General features: G+C 35.9%; 17 protein-coding genes and 1 tRNA gene. 14 read left to right on the plus strand and 4 right to left on the minus strand.

The features are described 5' to 3' along the window. The first annotated feature begins 41 nt into the window (after positions 1-41). The 4 genes from WMO42_RS10835 to WMO42_RS10850 all read left to right on the plus strand — a co-directional run bounded on the left by WMO42_RS10835 (position 42) and on the right by WMO42_RS10850 (position 5,588). Complete coding sequence (locus WMO42_RS10835; protein ID WP_022501342.1) at positions 42-713, plus strand: response regulator transcription factor; 672 nt, start codon at positions 42-44, stop codon at positions 711-713. A gap of 16 nt (positions 714-729) precedes the next feature. Next, a complete protein-coding gene (locus tag WMO42_RS10840) occupies positions 730-1,914 on the plus strand; it encodes a HAMP domain-containing sensor histidine kinase (protein WP_349192263.1) in 1,185 nt (394 codons plus the stop codon). 147 nt (positions 1,915-2,061) lie between these two features. Continuing rightward, positions 2,062-2,742, plus strand: a complete 681-nt coding sequence (locus WMO42_RS10845) for an ABC transporter ATP-binding protein (RefSeq protein ID WP_055176547.1) — start codon at positions 2,062-2,064, stop codon at positions 2,740-2,742. Next, a complete protein-coding gene (locus WMO42_RS10850; RefSeq protein WP_349192265.1) occupies positions 2,739-5,588 on the plus strand; it encodes an FtsX-like permease family protein in 2,850 nt (949 codons plus the stop codon). The genes WMO42_RS10845 and WMO42_RS10850 overlap by 4 nt, the downstream gene beginning before the upstream one ends. A gap of 54 nt (positions 5,589-5,642) precedes the next feature. Here WMO42_RS10850 and WMO42_RS10855 read toward each other — a convergent pair. From WMO42_RS10855 to WMO42_RS10865, 3 genes are all read right to left on the minus strand, one after another. Then, positions 5,643-5,724, minus strand: a tRNA-Leu gene (locus WMO42_RS10855). Between the two features lie 41 nt (positions 5,725-5,765). Then, positions 5,766-7,001, minus strand: a complete 1,236-nt coding sequence (locus WMO42_RS10860) for a glycosyltransferase (protein ID WP_349192266.1) — start codon at positions 6,999-7,001, stop codon at positions 5,766-5,768. Between the two features lie 10 nt (positions 7,002-7,011). After that, positions 7,012-7,830: an Mrp/NBP35 family ATP-binding protein gene (locus WMO42_RS10865; protein WP_055176539.1), complete on the minus strand. Its 819-nt coding sequence runs from the start codon at positions 7,828-7,830 to the stop codon at positions 7,012-7,014. 378 nt (positions 7,831-8,208) lie between these two features. On the opposite strand from WMO42_RS10865, the gene WMO42_RS10870 reads away from it, so the two are divergent. The 6 genes from WMO42_RS10870 (at position 8,209) to WMO42_RS10895 (ending at position 15,037) form a co-directional block, all read left to right on the plus strand. Further along, the gene (locus tag WMO42_RS10870; RefSeq protein WP_022501336.1) at positions 8,209-8,580 is read left to right on the plus strand and encodes a GntR family transcriptional regulator; all 372 of its coding nucleotides are present in this window, start codon (positions 8,209-8,211) and stop codon (positions 8,578-8,580) included. 17 nt (positions 8,581-8,597) lie between these two features. Then, positions 8,598-9,518 (plus strand): ABC transporter ATP-binding protein, encoded by a 921-nt coding sequence (locus tag WMO42_RS10875; protein WP_349153826.1) that lies wholly within the window; start codon positions 8,598-8,600, stop codon positions 9,516-9,518. After that, positions 9,505-11,667, plus strand: coding sequence for a hypothetical protein (locus WMO42_RS10880; RefSeq protein WP_349192268.1), 2,163 nt, complete (start codon positions 9,505-9,507; stop codon positions 11,665-11,667). Before WMO42_RS10875 ends, WMO42_RS10880 begins: the two co-directional genes overlap by 14 nt. Before the next feature lie 325 nt (positions 11,668-11,992). Further along, positions 11,993-12,862 carry an NUDIX hydrolase gene (locus WMO42_RS10885; protein WP_349192270.1) on the plus strand — a complete coding sequence of 290 codons (870 nt, stop codon included), beginning with the start codon at positions 11,993-11,995 and terminating at the stop codon, positions 12,860-12,862. Between the two features lie 30 nt (positions 12,863-12,892). Beyond that, positions 12,893-14,131 carry a nicotinate phosphoribosyltransferase gene (gene pncB / locus WMO42_RS10890; protein WP_055176532.1) on the plus strand — a complete coding sequence of 413 codons (1,239 nt, stop codon included), beginning with the start codon at positions 12,893-12,895 and terminating at the stop codon, positions 14,129-14,131. A 42-nt stretch (positions 14,132-14,173) separates the two neighbouring features. Continuing rightward, positions 14,174-15,037, plus strand: a complete 864-nt coding sequence (locus WMO42_RS10895) for an aldose 1-epimerase family protein (protein ID WP_055307199.1) — start codon at positions 14,174-14,176, stop codon at positions 15,035-15,037. A gap of 3 nt (positions 15,038-15,040) precedes the next feature. Here the strand turns inward: WMO42_RS10895 and WMO42_RS10900 are convergent, their stop codons facing one another. After that, positions 15,041-15,862, minus strand: a complete 822-nt coding sequence (locus tag WMO42_RS10900; RefSeq protein ID WP_172678529.1) for a polysaccharide deacetylase family protein — start codon at positions 15,860-15,862, stop codon at positions 15,041-15,043. Between the two features lie 237 nt (positions 15,863-16,099). On the opposite strand from WMO42_RS10900, the gene glnA reads away from it, so the two are divergent. The 4 genes from glnA (at position 16,100) to WMO42_RS10920 (ending at position 19,704) form a co-directional block, all read left to right on the plus strand. Further along, entirely contained in the window at positions 16,100-17,431 is a 1,332-nt protein-coding gene (gene glnA, locus WMO42_RS10905; RefSeq protein ID WP_349192273.1) for a type I glutamate--ammonia ligase, read from the plus strand. A 27-nt stretch (positions 17,432-17,458) separates the two neighbouring features. Further along, the gene (locus WMO42_RS10910) at positions 17,459-18,013 is read left to right on the plus strand and encodes an ANTAR domain-containing protein (protein WP_055176523.1); all 555 of its coding nucleotides are present in this window, start codon (positions 17,459-17,461) and stop codon (positions 18,011-18,013) included. Between the two features lie 101 nt (positions 18,014-18,114). Then, positions 18,115-19,056 carry a diaminopimelate epimerase gene (gene dapF / locus WMO42_RS10915; protein ID WP_349192276.1) on the plus strand — a complete coding sequence of 314 codons (942 nt, stop codon included), beginning with the start codon at positions 18,115-18,117 and terminating at the stop codon, positions 19,054-19,056. A 30-nt stretch (positions 19,057-19,086) separates the two neighbouring features. Further along, positions 19,087-19,704 (plus strand): cyclodeaminase/cyclohydrolase family protein, encoded by a 618-nt coding sequence (locus WMO42_RS10920; protein ID WP_055176520.1) that lies wholly within the window; start codon positions 19,087-19,089, stop codon positions 19,702-19,704. Positions 19,705-19,781: the final 77 nt, after the last annotated feature.

The raw sequence follows: 19,781 nt of genomic DNA on the forward strand, positions 1-19,781 counted from the left end.
CAATGTTAAGAGAATTAGTGAGAGTAAAAGAGGTGGGGTTAGTGTACAGGATAATGATTGTGGAAGATGACAGGGAATTAAGGGAGACATTAAAGGAACTGCTTATCTTAAAGAATTATGACGTTATAACGGCAGGAAGTGTTAAAGAATTTGATGAGCATACGGATATATATGATATGTATCTGCTTGATGTGAAGCTTCCTGATGGTGATGGGTTTGACATTTGTGAAAGAATAAGACATAACAGCGACGCACCGATTATATTTATTACCTCGTGCGATGATGAGGAATCTATTATAAAAGGGCTTGATATGGGCGGAGATGACTATGTGACGAAACCATTTCATAATGCGGTGCTGTTATCAAGAATAAGTGCCAATCTGCGAAGAAGAGATATGAATTCAGGTGATGTCTATAATAAAGGAAGCCTGTCAGTGCATTTTGACCAGTATAAGCTTTATCGTGACGGCAAAGAGCTTAAGCTATCATCAAATGAATGGGATATTATAAAGATATTGATTGAGAATAAAGGCAGGGTTGTAAGGCGTGATGTGTTCTTTGACAGACTGTGGGATATGCACGGCAATTATGTGGAATATAACACACTGACAGTTACAATGAGCAGATTAAAAGCAAAGCTTGGAACATTCTCAGATGAGCATATTCCATATATTGAAACAATAAGAAATGTAGGATACCGCTGGATAATATAAAAAGAGGGGGAAAGCTATGGGAATAGTTAGAATTACAGAAGAAGATGTTAAGAAAAACGTAAGAAATTATAGAATAAAACAGACATTTTTCGTGTTAGGAGTAATGGCTGTAAGTGTGATTATAATAGTGTCGTTAATTGTATATTATAATATTAAACAAAGGGCTCTTGTTGGAGCTCTTTATTTGTCAGATGAGAATTCGGCAGTACAGCTTGTTAATAACCTGATGTATCTTAATATTAATAAGTATACGTTACAGGCAGGCTCTGATGCAATGCTTGAGGCAGGATATTCAGCTAAAGGCTACACATATTTATTAAGGATAAATGGAGAGCTTGTAAGTTATATTGTAATATCTTTAATACTTGCTGTAATTCTTATATACGGTCTTATCAGCTGTTATAAGATTGGCAAGAAAGATTATATGGGACAGATTAAGGTTATTGCAGGAAAAAATGTTTCTTTGAAGGAGGAGCTTAATAAAGAACACGAATATAACAAAATACAATATAAGAAAATGCAGGAGTTCGTTGAAAATATAGCACACCAGATTAAGACACCACTGTCTGTAATTACTATGAAGCTTGAGATGATACAGGAATTATGTGGAATTAATGAAGATATATGCAGACTGATAACAGATTGTACGAAGAATACATTTAAAATTAAGATGTTTATTAAGAAATTACTAGACATAAGCCGTATAGAGTCAGGAAAAATCACACTTTCATCAGATGAGATAGTTATTGATTATATAGTTGAGGAGAGTGTGGAGTGTTCGGTTGATGATAAGCAGAAAGTGTCGGTTAATTATGGCAATGAAGACAGACATAGAAAGATGTATGCAGATGAGGGCTGGCTTTTAGAGGCGTTGATTAATGTTATAAGTAACTGTTATGAACATATTAACCAGAAGAAGGATGGTATGGTCTATATAGATATAAGCAGTAATTCAGAGGTATGTATGATAACTATATCTGATAATGGAGATGGAATACAGGATTGTGATATAGCAGGAATATTTGACAGATTTATGAGCAGGAAAAGTCAGGACGAATTCCACGCAGGAATAGGACTTAACCTGTCGAAACTTATAATAGAAGCACACCACGGAAATATAAGGGCAGGCAATAGTGACAAGTATGGAGGGGCACAATTTAAAATAATACTGCCATTATATAAATTTAAGGGCAAATTGTAAGTTGTATGTAAGTCGTGCAATATATAATACAGTCATAGCAATAAATAATAAATGTACAACAGTTAGTAATCAGACAGGCAGCAGTACATTAAGCAGTGATGAAGTACAGCGGACAAGCCTGATAACAAAAGATAAGGAGGTGTGAAGATGGAATACATATTGAAAGCAGAGGGTATATGCAGAACCTATCATACTGGAACAGTTGAGGTACACGCATTGAAAAAATGCGACATTAATATTAAGAAAGGTGAATTTACTGCGATAGTAGGAAAGAGTGGTTCGGGTAAATCGACACTTTTAAGAATATTAGGAACGCTTGATAAGCCAGATGAGGGTAATGTATGTATAGATGGCATTAATATAGCTGAACTTAAGGACAGGCAGTTATCAAAGTTCAGACGTGAGAATATCGGATATATATATCAGGATTACAGCCTTATACCAGAATATACAGCGTATGAGAATATAGTCCTGCCATTAATTCTTGACAATAAAGACATTGACGGGGACGAAGTAAGGGAATTGATGAGTTCGTTGCAGATAGAATATTGTTATGAGAAATATCCGTATGAGATGTCAGGGGGTGAGCAGCAGAGGGTGGCAATAGCAAGGGCATTGATTAATCATCCGGCTGTTGTATATGCTGATGAACCAACTGGTAATCTTGATGCAGGAAGTTCAGAAAATGTAGCTGCAATGCTTGCATTAGCGGCAAGTAAATACCGCCAGACGATTATTATGGTAACACACGATAAGCAGATGGCTGGATATGCAGACAGGGTATTGAGTATTGTAGATGGAAATGTATCATCGGAGGTGAACGTATGAACATAGAATTGCTGGAATACTGCCTCAAAGGACTGCGTAAAAGGTGGAAAGAAGTATTAAGAACTTCGATTGTGATATTTATAGCCTTTACATTTGTAGCTGGAACACTTATATTCCAGAGCAATATGTATAAATGGCAGATACAGTCAGCTAAGAGCCGTTTTGGAAGCTGGTATGTAATGTATGAGGGCTCAGTCAAGGCTGAAAATAATGATTTGAAAAATCATCCGTATCTTGGAACTGCCGGTCTGGCACAGGTTAATAATTATGTATATAATTCGGTGGGAAAGACTGATATAGGTATTGGCACGTTGTCAGACAGATTTATTGAGATAGGTAATATAAAGCTTAATAAAGGAAGAATGCCAGCAAAGGATAATGAGATTGCAGTTGAGTGGAGTACACTTATAAAGCTTGAACAGGGCAGTGATATTGGACAGGATATAGTTATTGATACATATCTGAATGGAACTTCTGATAAATTAACTAAGACATATAAGCTTGTTGGAATACTTAACAGTTACACAGATGTGTGGCAGGGCGGTGATAAGCTTCCAGGTATCATTGTAACTGAGAGTGAGGGAAAAGCCATTAACAGATATGGCGGCGGTATATTTATTTATCCTATTAATGATTACATCAAAGAGGATTATAGGGATATATACAATGGAATTGAGCAGAAGGTAAGTCCTATATATATTACATATAACAGCAGTGTATATGATTATAAGCCGTGGAAGGATAATTATGTATATAAATATATGTACATAGTTGTTATGATACTTGCCATAGCAGCAATAATATATCAGCTTATATCGTATAATAAAGCAAGAAGCAGGACACGCAGTATTGTTAAGAACATAGGTGCAGGCAATGTACAGATGGCATTTATAATTATAATTGAAAATGCCGTTATATTGATAAGTTCATTGCTGTTATGTCTGATTTTTTCAATAGTTGTAGGGAAAGCGGTATGTATCTTTATTGAACACAAATGTGGTTTTGAGTTCTACTCAATAGATAATAGTGTGTATGTTAATACATTTCTGACATTTATAATAGCTGTAATTATGTGCTGTGTCATCAATATAATTCAATGGAGTAAAAGAAGCAGGGGACAGTCTTACAGGGTTAGAAAGTATAAGAAACCAAGGATACGCAGTAAGTCAATCAATAAGGATAATTATATATGTTACACGCATAAAAGGCTTATGCAGTCGCACGGAGCAGTCCAGAATATACTTACAAGGGTATTTGGCATATTAATGCTAGTAATAATAGTTGTATGTGCTATGAACATATCTGTAACATATAAAAACTATAATAATATCACAAAGAGTTCAGATATAATAGCTTTTAAAAAGGTTGATAAAAAAGGCTATTATAATATTAATTATATATATAACCCTGTTGCAATATGGACCAATGAGATGAAGGAGAAATTCAGTAAAGACAGCAGTTATTTATTAATAGCTGAGCAGAATGGCAAAGTTGATAATGTAACAAAAGAAGAATATTTTCAGAGGTCAAAAAATATACCACAGAACAATGACAGTGGAATAATTTATACATATGGCAATGTGGTTATTGAAAAGTATGCAGATGCCTATATGTATCAGGGAATAGATGAGCACATAATAGATTATATAAAGGGAATATCCGGAATAAAAGATGTGCAGTATTCCTGTTTTGAAACGTCAAGGATGTGGACCTGGGAAGGCTGGAATATACAGGAGGCTAAGTCAGTAAATAATAATTATCTGTATGCGGCTGAGTATGTTGAGCCATCTTATGAAATCTATAATATACTGATAGATTATGCTAAGGATTGCGATTTTAGTTATGAAGATTTCTGTAATGGCGATGCGGTAATTGTATTTGAAGAACCCAATATACATGGAGGGTATGATAGTACAATTGGCAAAGATACGAAGATAAATCTTATGAATTATTGCAGCTTTCCAAAAGGTTCTACATCTTATGACAGTTCTTATGGTGGTGAATATTACGAAAATTTATATGAATATATGTATAATAATGGAATGATAACGGTTAATGATAATTACAAGTCATTTAATGAGGATTATCTTACTTCTGATATAACCACAGAAGAGCTTGATAAAAGGTGCAGGGAAATAATGAATATAGATGAAAATATTCAGGTCAGCAGGTCAGTTGCTGAAGGTATCGTTGGAAATACTATTTTAAATGAATATGAATATGATACTCTTTTTGCACCGGCGGCAGTGACAAGGGCTGCTAATGTAGTCTATGTTAATGATGAAATAAAGGAAAGATTAAAAGAGTATATACCTGAGTATGCCAAATATACGATGGTAGCTTCTAATAAGCTTGGACAACGGGCCGTAGACCGCCAGAATGAATTGCTTAGAAATCTGCTTGGTATGGAAGAATTACCAGAAACAATTACACTTGCAATGAAATACAACCAGATTAATGTAAAGTACAGCTTAGATTCGGTAAATCTTTCTACAGGCAATAATCTGCAATCATATCTTGGACCAGCAGGATTTTCATATTATGTGTATTCAGATGATAAAGATGATGCCAGAAGGGAAGCAATAGTCAATTACATATTATATGGAGTATCTCTGGCGGCAGCAGTATTCGTGTATATAGCAGTATCTCTAGTTATTCTTGTAACGAGAATGAAACAGTATAAAGATATAATACGTGTTATGAGGAATACAGGTGCAGACAGGGAAGTAATAGAGAAAATCTGTATGAAGGAATGTATCGTGTTATCGCTGTGGTGTATAATACTTGCACCAGTAACGCTTGTGGCAGAGTATCTTGTAATACATAAGATAATCAAAGGATACTAAAATATAATTAGAATTAAAGATATAATCAAAATATAAATATTTTAAAATAAAAAATGCGGATGACAGGAATCGAACCTGCACATCGTACGATACTAGAACCTAAATCTAGCGCGTCTGCCAGTTCCGCCACATCCGCAAGCGAATACTACTTTAACATATAATAAAAAAATAGTCAACTTATCTTAACAGGGCCTCTATAATGGAGGCTCTGTTTTTCCAGTCGTGTCTGTTATGGCACAGGCTGTAAGCGTTATCAGCAATAGCCTGAAGCTTATTGTCGTCTGCTAATAATTCTTTAATATAGTCTGTAAGAGGCTTGGTGATATTAAGGTCATACCCGGAAAGCTCATAATCCCTTAACATATTAAGGTCATACAATATTATATTCTGTCTGTCAGTGAATAATTCATCAATATATATAGATGAGTCAGAGAGGCTGACAGCACCATTAAGACAGCTGTTAAATATACGGTCGTGAATGCCATTTTTAAACCAGGGCATTACATTAAGTGATATTTTGGACTGGCTTATCATATCAAGGCATTTCTGGGAATTAACACCGCCGTGCATAATGATATTCTCAGGGTGGTTACATTCTATATAATTATAGCCGGAACCATATGTATTAAGCTTTATTCCAGAGTCTGCAAGCATACGGATAACAAGCTGTCTGTAGTGAAATCTTACAGAAAGGTCAACATACATCATTGGCGGCATACAGTTGGCGAGCTGTTCATCAGTTATTTCTGGAAATTCTTCTTTAAGACACATTTCTGAGAGCTCATCAATAGTAAGGTCTGGTGACATAATAAGGCGTTCTAAGGCACTTTCATAGAAATCAATATAATCCTGTTCCATATTATTAAGCTGCTTTCTTAGAATATGCTTAGGAGTGTAATTGCCTGTAAATATTACATCGATTGGACGTTGGCACATTGGCAGGTAATCATAATCTTTAATAAGCTTTCTGTGTTTATTGAGCTCGGTTCCGGCAGATGGGATAAAATATACATCAACATCGGGAAAGAAGCGTTTCATATAATCAATATGCATATGGTCAATATTGACCTGACGATAATGTTCAGGCAGAGCTTTAAGAAACTGATTGTAATATAAAGGGTGGTCAACAACGATATTAATAACTGTAACACCAGAATAGTCCCAGAAGTTCCAGCCATCATTGTTATATAACCCTTCTTCGCCCTCAAGTCCCTCAAAGTTAAAGGTAATTGCATAGAGCTGTTCATTGCATTGATTATTATAATAGTGCATAAGCTCATTAAAGCTGTTCTTTGATAAAAGCAGGTTGTACCAGAATATTTCGTATCCCTTGCTTTCTAAATATTCAGCTATTTCAACAGAGAAGAACTCAAGTGTTTCAACTCCACCTTTAAACATTATTATCCTTTTCATAATATAATCCTTAAATATCTTTGAATATAGTATCAAGTGCAGAGGCATCAAGCTCCTCAGCACGTCCTGCATCGATATATTCAGCAACGTGTGGGTCTATAGGCATTTTAGCAACATTTTTAATGCCCATATCTTCGGCAACCTTATCAATATTGCTTTTTCCGTAAATGTAGTGGATATTGCCACAGTCAGGACATTTGAAATATGACATATTCTCTACAATTCCGATAACAGGAATATCCATCATCTTAGCCATATTAACAGCCTTTTCAACAATCATAGATACGAGATCCTGAGGTGATGTTACAACAACAATTCCGTCAACCGGGAGTGTCTGGAATACAGTAAGTGGAACATCGCCAGTTCCAGGTGGGCAGTCGATGAACATACAGTCTGTATCTTCCCATGCTACTTCCTCCCAGAACTGCTTAACAGCACTGGCGATAACAGGACCTCTCCATATAACAGGGTCGGTTTCGTTATCAAGAAGATAGTTAAGTGACATAGTCTTGATACCGGTGCGGGTTTCTGGTGGGTATATTATTGTACCTTCTTCATTGCAGGTTGCCTTGCCTGAAAGACCAAAAGATTTAGGGATAGATGGTCCTGTTATATCAGCATCAAGAATGGCAGTTTTAAGACCAGACTGGCGTGCTTTAACTGCAAGAAGTGAAGTTACAAGTGACTTTCCGACACCGCCCTTACCACTGACAACAGCTATAACTTTCTTTACATTTTTATTATTATCATTTCTTGAGTTCTGTGGTGCTGTTCTTTCGCTACAGTCAGAACCGCAGCTTGAACAGTTATGTGAACATGCTTCGCTCATTAGATAATCCTCCTGTATTAATAATTGTTAATAATGTGAGTGTCAGGGGCATAAACAGCGGTTTCTTAGCGAAGAAAAGCATATTTACCTGTGACACGTCATAATTAGAATTATTGTAGCATAATTTAAGTGTTAATCAAAGAGGAAGATGTTATGCAAATATACTAATTAATTTCATATTGACAAAATTCAAGGTATATAATATATTAATCATAACAACTGTACTAATTAATATAGTACAGTTAATACATTGCAATGGATAACTGGTATAGAATACTGGTAGTAATTATAAGATCTATAAGACTTATGATAGTTAATAACAATTATAGATAAATTATAATCAATATGAATTAAATATTAGAAAGGATTGGTAATACGATGTTCGTTATAGATGTCATGTCGCGAGTGCCTGTATATGAACAGATTATAAATCAGGTTGAGGAGCAGATAATGACTGGAATTCTTAAAGAGGGAGATAAAATGCCATCTGTAAGAAGCCTGTCAGTTAAACTGTCAACTAATCCTAATACAATTCAGAAAGCGTATTCAGAGCTGGACAGAAGACAGATGATAGTCACAGTTCCGGGTAAAGGGTCGTTTATATCGCCTGACGCACTTGAAGCTTTGGGAGTTAATGTAAGGGAGAAGCTTCCTAAGTTAAACCAGATTGTAAGGGAGCTTGCATTAGCAGGTATTTCTAAAGATGAGATTATTGAAAATGTTAATAAGGTATATGAAGAAATAGAATAAATAAGGGAGGGCTTGTGATGATTAAGGTTAAGGAAGTCAGCAAGAATTTTGAAGACTTTGTTGCACTTGATAATATTACTTGTAACATCAGTGACGGCTGTATATACGGAATGGTCGGCTCTAACGGTGCAGGAAAGTCAACATTTTTAAGAGTTCTTGCAGGCATATATAAGCCGGAAAAGGGTGAGGCATATATAGATGATGCACCAATATATGAAAATCCTAAGATTAAGGAAAATGTGGTTCTTGTGGCAGATGAATTATTCTTCCTGCCAGGTGCTAATATGAATAAAATGGCAAAGCTGTACGCATCGATATATGAAAAGTTCGATTGGGAAAGATTTAATAAGCTTACAGAGCTTTTCGAGTTAAATCCAGCAAAGCCAATTGGCAATTTCTCTAAAGGAATGAAAAGACAGGCGGCAATTATACTGGCATTGTCTACAAGGGCAAAGTATATGTTCTTTGATGAGACATTTGACGGTCTTGACCCTGTTATGAGAAATCTTGTTAAAAAGCTTATATGCAATGATGTTATTGAATATAATGCAACTGTTATTGTGACTTCACATTCATTAAGGGAGCTTGAGGATATATGTGACCATCTTGCATTACTGCACAGAGGTGGTCTTGTACTTGACAGTGATGTGCTTGAGTTAAAGACATCACAGTTTAAAATTCAGGTTGCATTCAGGAATGAATTCTCAAGAAGTACATTTGATGAATTTAACATAATAAGATACAGACAGGAAGGTTCTGTTGCCAATATGATTATTAATGGCGACAGAGATACAACTGTTGAGAAGCTTAGTAAGTTAAATCCGCTTGTTCTTGATGTGCTTCCGCTTACATTAGAAGAAGTATTTACTTATGAGATGGAAGCGTTAGGTTATGAATTTGATACAGCATTGGAGGTGGAACTTGATGGACAATACTAATAATAAAAATGTATTTAGTTTAAAGCTGTTCTGGCAGACAGTAATACAGTTAAAGGTGATTGGATTTATATCTTTAGCAGTTGTGGCATTTGTATCAGGATTTCCAATTATCATAGAAGGACTTAATATTAAAAAAATGATAAATGCCGCTAATGCTGCAGCAGAGAGTGGCACAGAAGTTATTAATATGTCATCGCCTTATACATCATTGGTGTCACCGATATCATCACAAGGAGTGCTGCTGATTGTTGTATTGGTTATAACACCGATACTTGCTCTTTATGCGTGGTCATTTCTTAATAAAAGAAGTACAAGTGATTTCTACCATTCACTTCCGTACAAAAGAAAGGCATTATTTATAAGTAAGTTCGCTGCAGTTACATTCTGGCAGGCAGTATCAATGCTGACAGCTTTTGTGGCAAGCTTTATAGGCTACCACATTTTTAGGAACTATTTTATAGTTGATTACGGTGTAACAATTCATATATATGTTGCAGAATTTATATGTGCACTTCTTTGCAGTGCGGCAATTGCACTGGCTTGTTCAATAACAGGTAATATATTCAGCAATATATGTGTGTCAGGACTTATAGTATTTCTACCAAGATTTATTATACTGCTTATCGCAAGTACAGTTACAGATTCAGTTGCTACAGCGACTATGGAATGTCCTGTGTGGATACTTGATAATTCTTATAATATGCTTACAGCACAGGTATTTGGTGCATTTGAACCTTTATATATTACATCGTCAAGTGTTTCACAGATGCTTTTGTCGATCGCCTCTAATATATACACACTGGTTCTTGCAGTTATTTATATTGTTCTTGGCTGTGTACTGTTTACTAAGAGAAAGAGTGAGACAGCAGGTAAGCCGGCACTCGGCTGGAAGTTACAGTTTGCAATAAGAACTGCAATCGGTTTTGTTATAAGTGTTCTTGGAGTTATGCTTTATATAAGGGAAAAGCGTAGTGGTTACAGAGGATATTTTCTTGAATATATAGTGGTTTCATTTGTGGTGGCTGCATTTGTTGTAATAATATATGAAGTCATATCAAGCAGGAAACTTCACAGAATAATAAAAGCAATGCCTTCAATTATTCTGGCTTACGTCCTTGCGGCAGTATTTGGAGTGATTGTTAATGCAGGAATTGGGCAGATGCTTTCGTACGTTCCAGATACTTCAAAGGTAAAGTATGTAAAGATGTCAATTGTAAACGACAATATGTTGTCATACAGTTATTCAGAAGAAAAAGATTATTTTGAGGATATATTAGGCAGACTCAAGATAACAGATGAAGAAGTTATAAAGCTTGTAGCAGACAGTATTGAGGATAATTTACAGAATATACAGGATATCAGTGCAGGTTATTATAATAATGGAAGAAAAAATGAAGAATATATAAAATATAATGTATATATTAAAGACGGCATATTTGGAAGATACAGAAAAGTATTCATTAAGCAGTCAGAGGTTGTTAAGCTTGCTTCCAAGTTCGGGAATATGCAGGATATAAGTAAGGAATATAAGAACCTTCCAGCATTTGAAGATGCCAAGCTTACATTTATGGATAACATAATTACACAGGAAGCTGCCAAAGAAGTGTACGAAACTTTCATTAATGAAATTAACAGTATTCCATTTACACAGTATTATAGCAGTATTAATGATGTTTCATCAAGATACAGGGGTGGTATGCCATATATATACATTTCGTTTACAAGAAATGGAATACCATACTCAGCACAGATATTATTAGGTGATAAGCTTCCTAAGACTTTAAATGCTTATTATAATGCAGTTAATAGGATTGCATCACAGAATATATCACAGACAAGTAATATGCTTAAAAAGTATCTTGATAACTTTGAAAATATACGATTGAATAAATCGGACATTAATGATGACTTTACATTATATATATATTCAATAAAGGATGGCAGCTATTATTATGTGGACAGCAGTAATATATCAGATATGAATCTTATCAGTGAAATAAGAAAAGAACTTGACAATCCATTTGATAAGACCTTTGATACTGATAAGGTTGTATTATCAGTAAGCTATTATGATGAGGATACTTATAATAATGTTAAGTATTATATGCAGCTTAGTGATTATAGTACTTTAAAGTCGTTGGGATATTAATGTTTAACAATTATAATTAAAGAATGATACAATTATAAGAAAGCTATAATTAAATGGTAATTGGGCTGTTACACTAAATGGTGATTTGTATAATATGCAGGCAGAAGGCAGTATGCTTACAGCCGCATAATGTATAGATTGAGTTTAGTGTGACAGCTTTATTTTTATGTTATTGCAGGGAATGGTTATGTAGATAATGAATAAAAAATCGGAGTGGGATAAGACAGGAACGCGGCTGATTAGTAAAAAATACTGGACATATTAGTACAAAAGTAGTATATATAAAAGTATCAAAAAGCTACTTTTAATAAGAGGTATAGGTTTTATGAGTGAAATTAGCAATAATAATGAGTATATACCAAGAGCTGAAAGAAGAAATAAAGATGGGCTTACAGAAAAGGAGTTTCTTGAACAATATAATCCGGGACACTATGAAAGACCTAGTGTTACGGTTGATATGCTTCTTTTTGGCATGAGCAGGGATTTAAAATGTCTTAAAGTACTTCTTATAAAGCGTAATAATCATCCATATATAGATTGTTATGCACTTCCGGGAGGTTTTGTTAATATAACAGAATCAGCGTATACGGCAGCGTGCAGAGAGCTTGAAGAAGAAACAGGACTTAAAGATATATATATGGAACAGCTCTATACAATGAGCCAGCCGGACAGAGATCCAAGAATGAGGGTTATAGATATAGCGTATATGACACTTATTCCAATTGATGGAATTAAGCCGCAGGCTGGAGATGATGCGAGTGAAGCATTATGGTTTGATATAACATTTAATGATGAGATATTGACATTTGCTAATAAAGAGAAAAATATTACGATTAAATATTCGCTTAAGGAAAAGATATTTAAAAATGGCTGTATCAGCGTGAAGAGTTACATTCCGGAACTTATAAGTTATGAGGCGTTAGCATTTGACCACGCCCAGATTATCCTGGAGGGACTTATGAGATTAAGGAATAAGACACAATATAGTGATGTTGCATTTAATCTTATGCATAAGGAATTCACACTTCCAGATTTGCAGAGAGTGTACGAGATTATACTTGGAAAGCAGTTGTATAAGACAAGTTTTAAAAGAAGTATAAATGATAAAATAAAGGCCGTTAATAAAAAAGGTGTATCAATAACAGGCAATAAATTATCAGAGTTATATGTATACAGTAATGACAGTCAGGAGTAAGTGTAGCAGCACAGGAACGGAGGATTATTTATGAAATTAAATCCAATTATAGTAAGTCTTTTGGAAACAGATATGTACAAGTTCAGTATGGGACAGGCAATTTACCACCAGTTCTCTGATTATAAGACAACCTGGACATTTAAGTGCAGGAATAAAGATGTACATTTTACAGAAGAGATGGTAGAAGAAATCAGAGAGCAGATAAAGCATTTCTGTACTTTAAGATTTACAGAGGACGAGCTTGATTATCTTGAAAATGTTAAGTGGATGAAAGGAAGTTATGTTGATTTCTTAAGATTATGGCAGGCAAGATATGCTGATTTTAAGATTACAACTGATGCAGAATGTGGACTTAGCATAGAAACTTTTGGAACGTGGCTTAATACTTCATTATATGAGATACCAACACTTGCGATTGTCAATGAAGTGTATTTCAGAATGGCATATAATTATGATGAACTTCTTAAGAGCTTTAAGGAAAGATTAAGTGCCAAGGTTGCGGCACTTGAGGCCGATGAGGCTGATGAAGCACAAGGAAAGAATGTATACAGGCTTGGAAGCTTTAGTGAATTCGGACTTAGAAGAAGATTATCATCAGAGGCACAGGAACTTGCGGTTAAGACACTTGCAGAGGCTGACTATAATGGTAATTCTTTGTTCGTAGGAACAAGTAATGTATATCTTGCCAAGAAATATAATCTTACACCTGTTGGAACAATGGCACACGAGTGGATAATGTGTACAGGACAGGGCAACCATAAGCACAATCCGGCATATTCTAACTGGTATGCACTTGATGCCTGGGTAAGGGAATATGGAATTCTTAATGGTATTGCACTTACAGATGCGATAACAACAGACTGCTTCTTAAAGGATTTCCAGCTTACTTATGCAACACTTTTTGGAGGTGTAAGACATGACAGCGGCGACCCATACGAATGGGGAGATAAGATGATTAAGCATTATGAGAGTCTTGGGATAGATGCTGCTAATAAGACATTATTATTCAGTGACAGCCTTGACTTTGACAGGGCTGACAAGCTTTACAGATACTTTAATGCAAAAGCTAAGGTTGCATTTGGAATAGGAACATATATAAGTAATGATACAGATGTTCCGGCACTTAATATAGTAATGAAGACTACTAAATGTAATGGAATGGACGTTGCTAAGATTTCAGATAATCCGGGAAAGGGTATGTGCAAAAATCCAGAATATGTTGAATATCTCCAAAGATGCATAGACTGGAGGATGAATAACGACAGATAATAAGGCAGGTAACTGCAAATAAACATAAGAGAGAGGAAATATATGCAGTATACACTTAGTAATGATAATTTTGAGGTGATTGTAGATAGTAAGGGCTGTGAGATAGTATCAGTTATTAGAAAGAGCGATAATAAGCAGTATATATGGTCAGGACAGCCAGACATATGGAAAAGACATACACCAGTATTATTCCCGCTGGTTGGAAGGTATAAGAACGATACTTCAATATACGAGGGAAAAGAATATCATATGACACAGCATGGTTTTGCAAGAGATATGGAGTTTAGTCTTGTTATGAAGGATAATAGTGCCGTGGTAATGAAACTGGAGTCTGATGAGAACACTAAAGCTGTATATCCTTTTGACTTTGAGTTAAAGATAACACACAGACTGGCAGATAATAATGTCATAACTATATGGGAAGTTGTGAATAAGGATAATAAAGAGATGTATTTCAGCATTGGTGGACATCCGGCTTTTGTGTGTGGTGAAAATGCCATTGGAGCACAGGTAAGATTCGAAACCAAAGAGAATGGAATACAATACCATTTGTTATCAAAGGATGGACTTGTACAGCCAGATATCCACTATATGCCAATCACTAATAAAAATGTGACATTGACAGAGAATTTCTTTGATAAGGATGCTTATATTATTGAGAACAGCGACATAAAATGTGTAAGCCTTTGTAAAGATTGCAAACCGGTTGTTGAGGTTATATTTGATACACCGGTATTTGGATTGTGGTCATCAGCAGGAAAAGGAGTACCTTTTGTGTGCATAGAGCCTTGGTATGGACGTGCTGATGCAGTAGATTTTAACTGCAGGCTTACAGACAGGGAGTGGGGCAATAAGCTTGCAGTTGGGAAAGTGTTCAGCGGTGGTTATAAGATGAGGTTTATGTAACTTTTAATCATTTAATTGTCGTCCGGTACTATCCATATGGAAGTTATCTTTTAAGATAAGCTGTGATATAGGAACAATCTCATACCCTTGCTGTTCAAGATTAGTAAGGACGGTATCGAGTGCATCAGCCGTGAATTTAGCGCCGTTGTGCATAAGAATTATAGAGCCGTTGCCAAGTGCTTTGTGCGTGGTGATGGTTTTTATAATGTTTTCAACGCCGTAGTCCTTCCAGTCAAGAGAGTCAACGTCCCATTGTACAGGATAGTGGTTACAGCCATATATAGTATTAATTAGTTCAGAATTATAATCACCATAAGGAGGGCGGAACAGGAAACAGTTGTATCCTGTGAGTTCTTCTATTTTCTGGTGTACAGACATAATTTCCTCTTTCTGTGAGGCAGTATCAAGCTTACTCATCTGTTTGTGGTTCTCGCTGTGATTTCCAAGGTCGTGGCCGCGGCTGTATATCTCTTTAACCATATCAGGATAAGTTGATACCCAGCCTCCCGTCATAAAAAATGTAGTCTTTACATTATGTTTATCTAAAACGTCCAGTATCTGGATAGTATCGTCAGCACCCCACGCAGCATCAAAAGATATCGAAATCTGTTTCTTGTCAGTCTGCACGCAGTATATTGGCAGTGCTTTTTTTCCTGCCTGACAATCACCAGTTATATTACCTCCGCCAATTCCATTAATAACAGCCGAACTATTGGCATATGCACCGTGTTGTGTGAATATTGTCGTGTATATGTAAAAAAAAGTAGCAAGACTAAGAAGTATTATGGAAAGTAATACTGATAATTTGTAATGGCTGATCTTCATTGTAATCCTCATTTCTGTATGATACAGGCACTTATTGTTGGAATATTATATGTTAAAGTCAAAGTTAATATGACGGTTTACATTATTAGTTTTTGACAAAACAATGTATACAAGATAAAGGTAAATGTAGTATATTATCTGTATTGGCGTATTAGTTGAGGGTGCGTAAAATGTGCACTGGTGAATATTATAATAACGCTTATGCTTATCATTTAATCAGGAAAGGAACAGAGTGATATGGGAAAGTATACCAAGCAGGACATATTCAGAATGGTTGAGGAAGAAGATGTTGAATTTATCAGACTTCAGTTTACTGATATGTTTGGAGTTTTGAAAAATGTAGCTATTACATCAAGCCAGTTAGGAAAAGCACTTGATAACAAATGTATGTTTGATGGTTCTTCAGTAGAAGGATTTGTAAGAATTGAAGAGTCGGATATGTATCTTTATCCAGACTATGATACATTTGAGATATTCCCATGGAGACCACAGCAGGGCAAAGTTGCAAGGCTTATATGCGATGTGTATACACCTGATGGTAAGCCATTTGAAGGTGATCCACGCTGGATTCTTAAGAAAGTAATTAAAGAAGCTGAGGATATGGGATATGTATTCGAGGTAGGACCTGAATGTGAATTCTTCCTGTTCCACACAGATGATAACGGACTGCCAACAACACTTTCACACGAGAAAGCTGGATATTTTGATTTAGGTCCAACAGATTTAGGTGAAAATGTAAGACGAGATATGGTGCTTACACTTGAAGATATGGGCTTTGAAATAGAAGCTTCACATCACGAGGTTGCACCAGCACAGCACGAGATTGATTTTAAATATGATGAGGCGTTAAAGACAGCCGATAATATAATGACATTTAAGCTTACAGTAAAGACTATAGCTAAAAGACACGGACTTTATGCAACATTTATGCCAAAGCCAAAGTATGGAATTAATGGCTCAGGTATGCACGTTAATATGTCACTTGCCAAGGACGGAAAGAATATATTTGCTGATGAGAATGACCCACTTGGTTTGTCAGAGGATGCATATCATTTTATAGCAGGACTTATGAAGCACGCAAAGGGTATGGCGGTACTTACTAATCCATTAGTAAATTCTTATAAGAGATTAGTTCCGGGTTATGAAGCTCCTGTATATATTGCGTGGTCAGCAACTAACAGAAGTCCGCTTATAAGAATTCCGGCTTCAAGAGGACAGGGTACAAGAGTTGAATTAAGAAATCCAGACCCATCAGCTAATCCATATCTTGTACTTGCAACCTGCCTTGCGGCTGGTCTTGATGGAATTAAGAATAAACTTGAGGTTCCAGCAAGTGTTGACTGTAATATATTTGAGATGACAGATGAAGAAAGAAAGCATGCGGCTATAGAGGTGCTTCCTGAAAGTCTTTATGATGCTGTCAGATATCTTAATGAGGATAAGTTCATATGTGATGTATTAGGAGAACATATTACATCTAAGTACACAGAGGCCAAGTTAAGAGAATGGAACGATTACAAGACACAGGTTACCCAGTGGGAACTTGATGAATACCTTTACAAATTTTAAAAACTGACTGTGATAAGAGGTTAGAATATGTCTACATTAATAGTTGCGTTTCCGAAAATAGAGGAGGCCAAGGCGGTTCGCAGTCTTTTAGTAAGAAGAGGTTATGATGTGGCAGTTCCCTGTACAAGCGGTGCTCAGGCTATCAATCAGGCAGATAATCTGTCAGACGGAATTATAATATGTGGTTATAAGCTGTCTGATAATATGTTGTATTCAGAACTATACGAATACAAGCCAAAGAGTTTTGAAATACTGCTTGTCGCGTCGCAGAATTTGTGGGAGGAATGTCACGACAGCAATGTTGTATGCGTTGCCATGCCGATTAAAGTTAATGATTTATTATCTACAATTGAGATTATGCAGCAATCGCAGATTCGCCGCAGAAGAAAAGCTAGAACCACGCCAAGGCAGAGAAGCCCTGAGGAACAAAAGATAATAGATACTGCAAAGCATATGCTTATGGAAAAGAATAATATGACTGAGCAGGAAGCATTCCGTTATATACAAAAATGCAGTATGGACAGCGGTAATACTATGGTAGAATCGGCGACTATGGTTATGAGTATATTTACGGATGCGTAACACTAAAGATGGGTATTAAAGAAAGATATAGATGTAACAGATTGGTATTATTAATGAAAGATACTGATATATAATTTTATAGTAAGGTGATTGGAGGATATATGGTATTTACAAAAATGCACGGAGCAGGCAATGATTATGTATATGTTGACTGCACTAAAGAAGAATTAGATAATCCAAGTGAGGTTGCAATTAAGGTAAGTGACAGACATACAGGAATAGGCTCGGACGGACTTATCCTTATAAAGTCATCAGATAAGGCTGATTTCTTTATGGAAATGTACAATGCTGACGGCTCACAGGGAAAGATGTGCGGCAATGGCATACGTTGTGTCGGAAAGTATGTATATGATAATGGTCTTACAGATAAGACAACAGTAAATATTGATACACTTGCTGGTATAAAGATACTCGAATTAAATATAGGTACAGACGGAAAGGTCGCAACAGCAAAGGTTAATATGGGATGTCCGGTTCTTGAAGCCGCAGATATTCCGATGGATATAAGTGCATTAAAGGATTATAAAGCTGTATACAAGGATATACTTTCTAACGCCAAGCATACAGGACTTAGCAAAGTTGCAGTAAAGGCACTTAGTGAAGTAACCAACGCCGTTGTAGCAGAAAAGATAGAAGTTAATGGCGGTATATATGAGATAACAGGCGTATCAATGGGTAATCCACACGGAATAGTGTATCTTGATAAAGATATTGATATAAAGAAGTTTGCAATTGAACAAATCGGACCTCATTTTGAAAGCCATATGGCATTTCCAGAAAGAGTTAATACTGAATTCATTCAGGTAGTTGATAGAAAAAATCTTAATATGAGAGTATGGGAGAGAGGTTCAGGGGAAACCCTTGCATGTGGTACTGGTGCCTGTGCAAGCCTTGTGGCGACAGTGCTTAATGGCATGTGCGATATTGATGCAACACTTCATCTTCTTGGTGGCGATCTTAATATAAGCTGGGATACAGAGTCAGGAAATGTGTATATGGAAGGTCCTGCAACAACAGTATTTACAGGTACAATAGAAATTTAGCAGATATTTAAGGAAGTGAGGAAAAAGTATATGGATATGAAGGATTTTTTAAATGTTCTAGCTTCTAAAGAGCCGGTTCCTGGAGGAGGGGGAGCCTGCGGATATGTGGCAGCAGTAGGAATGGCATTGGGCAATATGGTGCTTTCTTTGACAACAGGAAAGAAAAAATATGCAGAATATCAGGAAGAAATAGAAGAACTTATTGTTAAAGCTGGGGACATTACTAACAGATTGTATGAGTGTATGGATAAGGATGCCAAGGCATTTAAGCCGTTATCAGAAGCTTACGGACTTCCTAAGGATACAGAAGAACAGTTAGAGCACCGTAATAAGGTTATGGAAAATGCTTTGCTTATTGCAAGTGAAGCTCCTCTTTCTATGATGGAGCTTATAGTTGAGGCAATAAAGCTTATTGACAGAATATCGGTTATTGGAAGCAGACTTGCAATCAGTGATGCAGGTGTTGGTGTACAGATGTGCAAGGCGGCTCTTAACGGAGCTTCATTAAATGTGTATATCAATACAAAGCTTATGAAAAATATTGATGTTGCAGAAGATATGAATACTAAAGCTGACGAGCTTGTAATTACAGGCAATGAACTTGCTGATAAAGTATATGACAGGGTTATGGATTGTGTACATCCATAATAATCACAAAGATATTGGCATTGTAGTTATATAAAAATACCAGGATAACAATATATACAGTCAGAATAATGGAGGTA

It is taken from the genome of Lachnospira sp. CLA-JM-H23 (genome assembly GCF_040096425.1).
Taxonomy (GTDB): domain Bacteria; phylum Bacillota; class Clostridia; order Lachnospirales; family Lachnospiraceae; genus Lachnospira; species Lachnospira rogosae.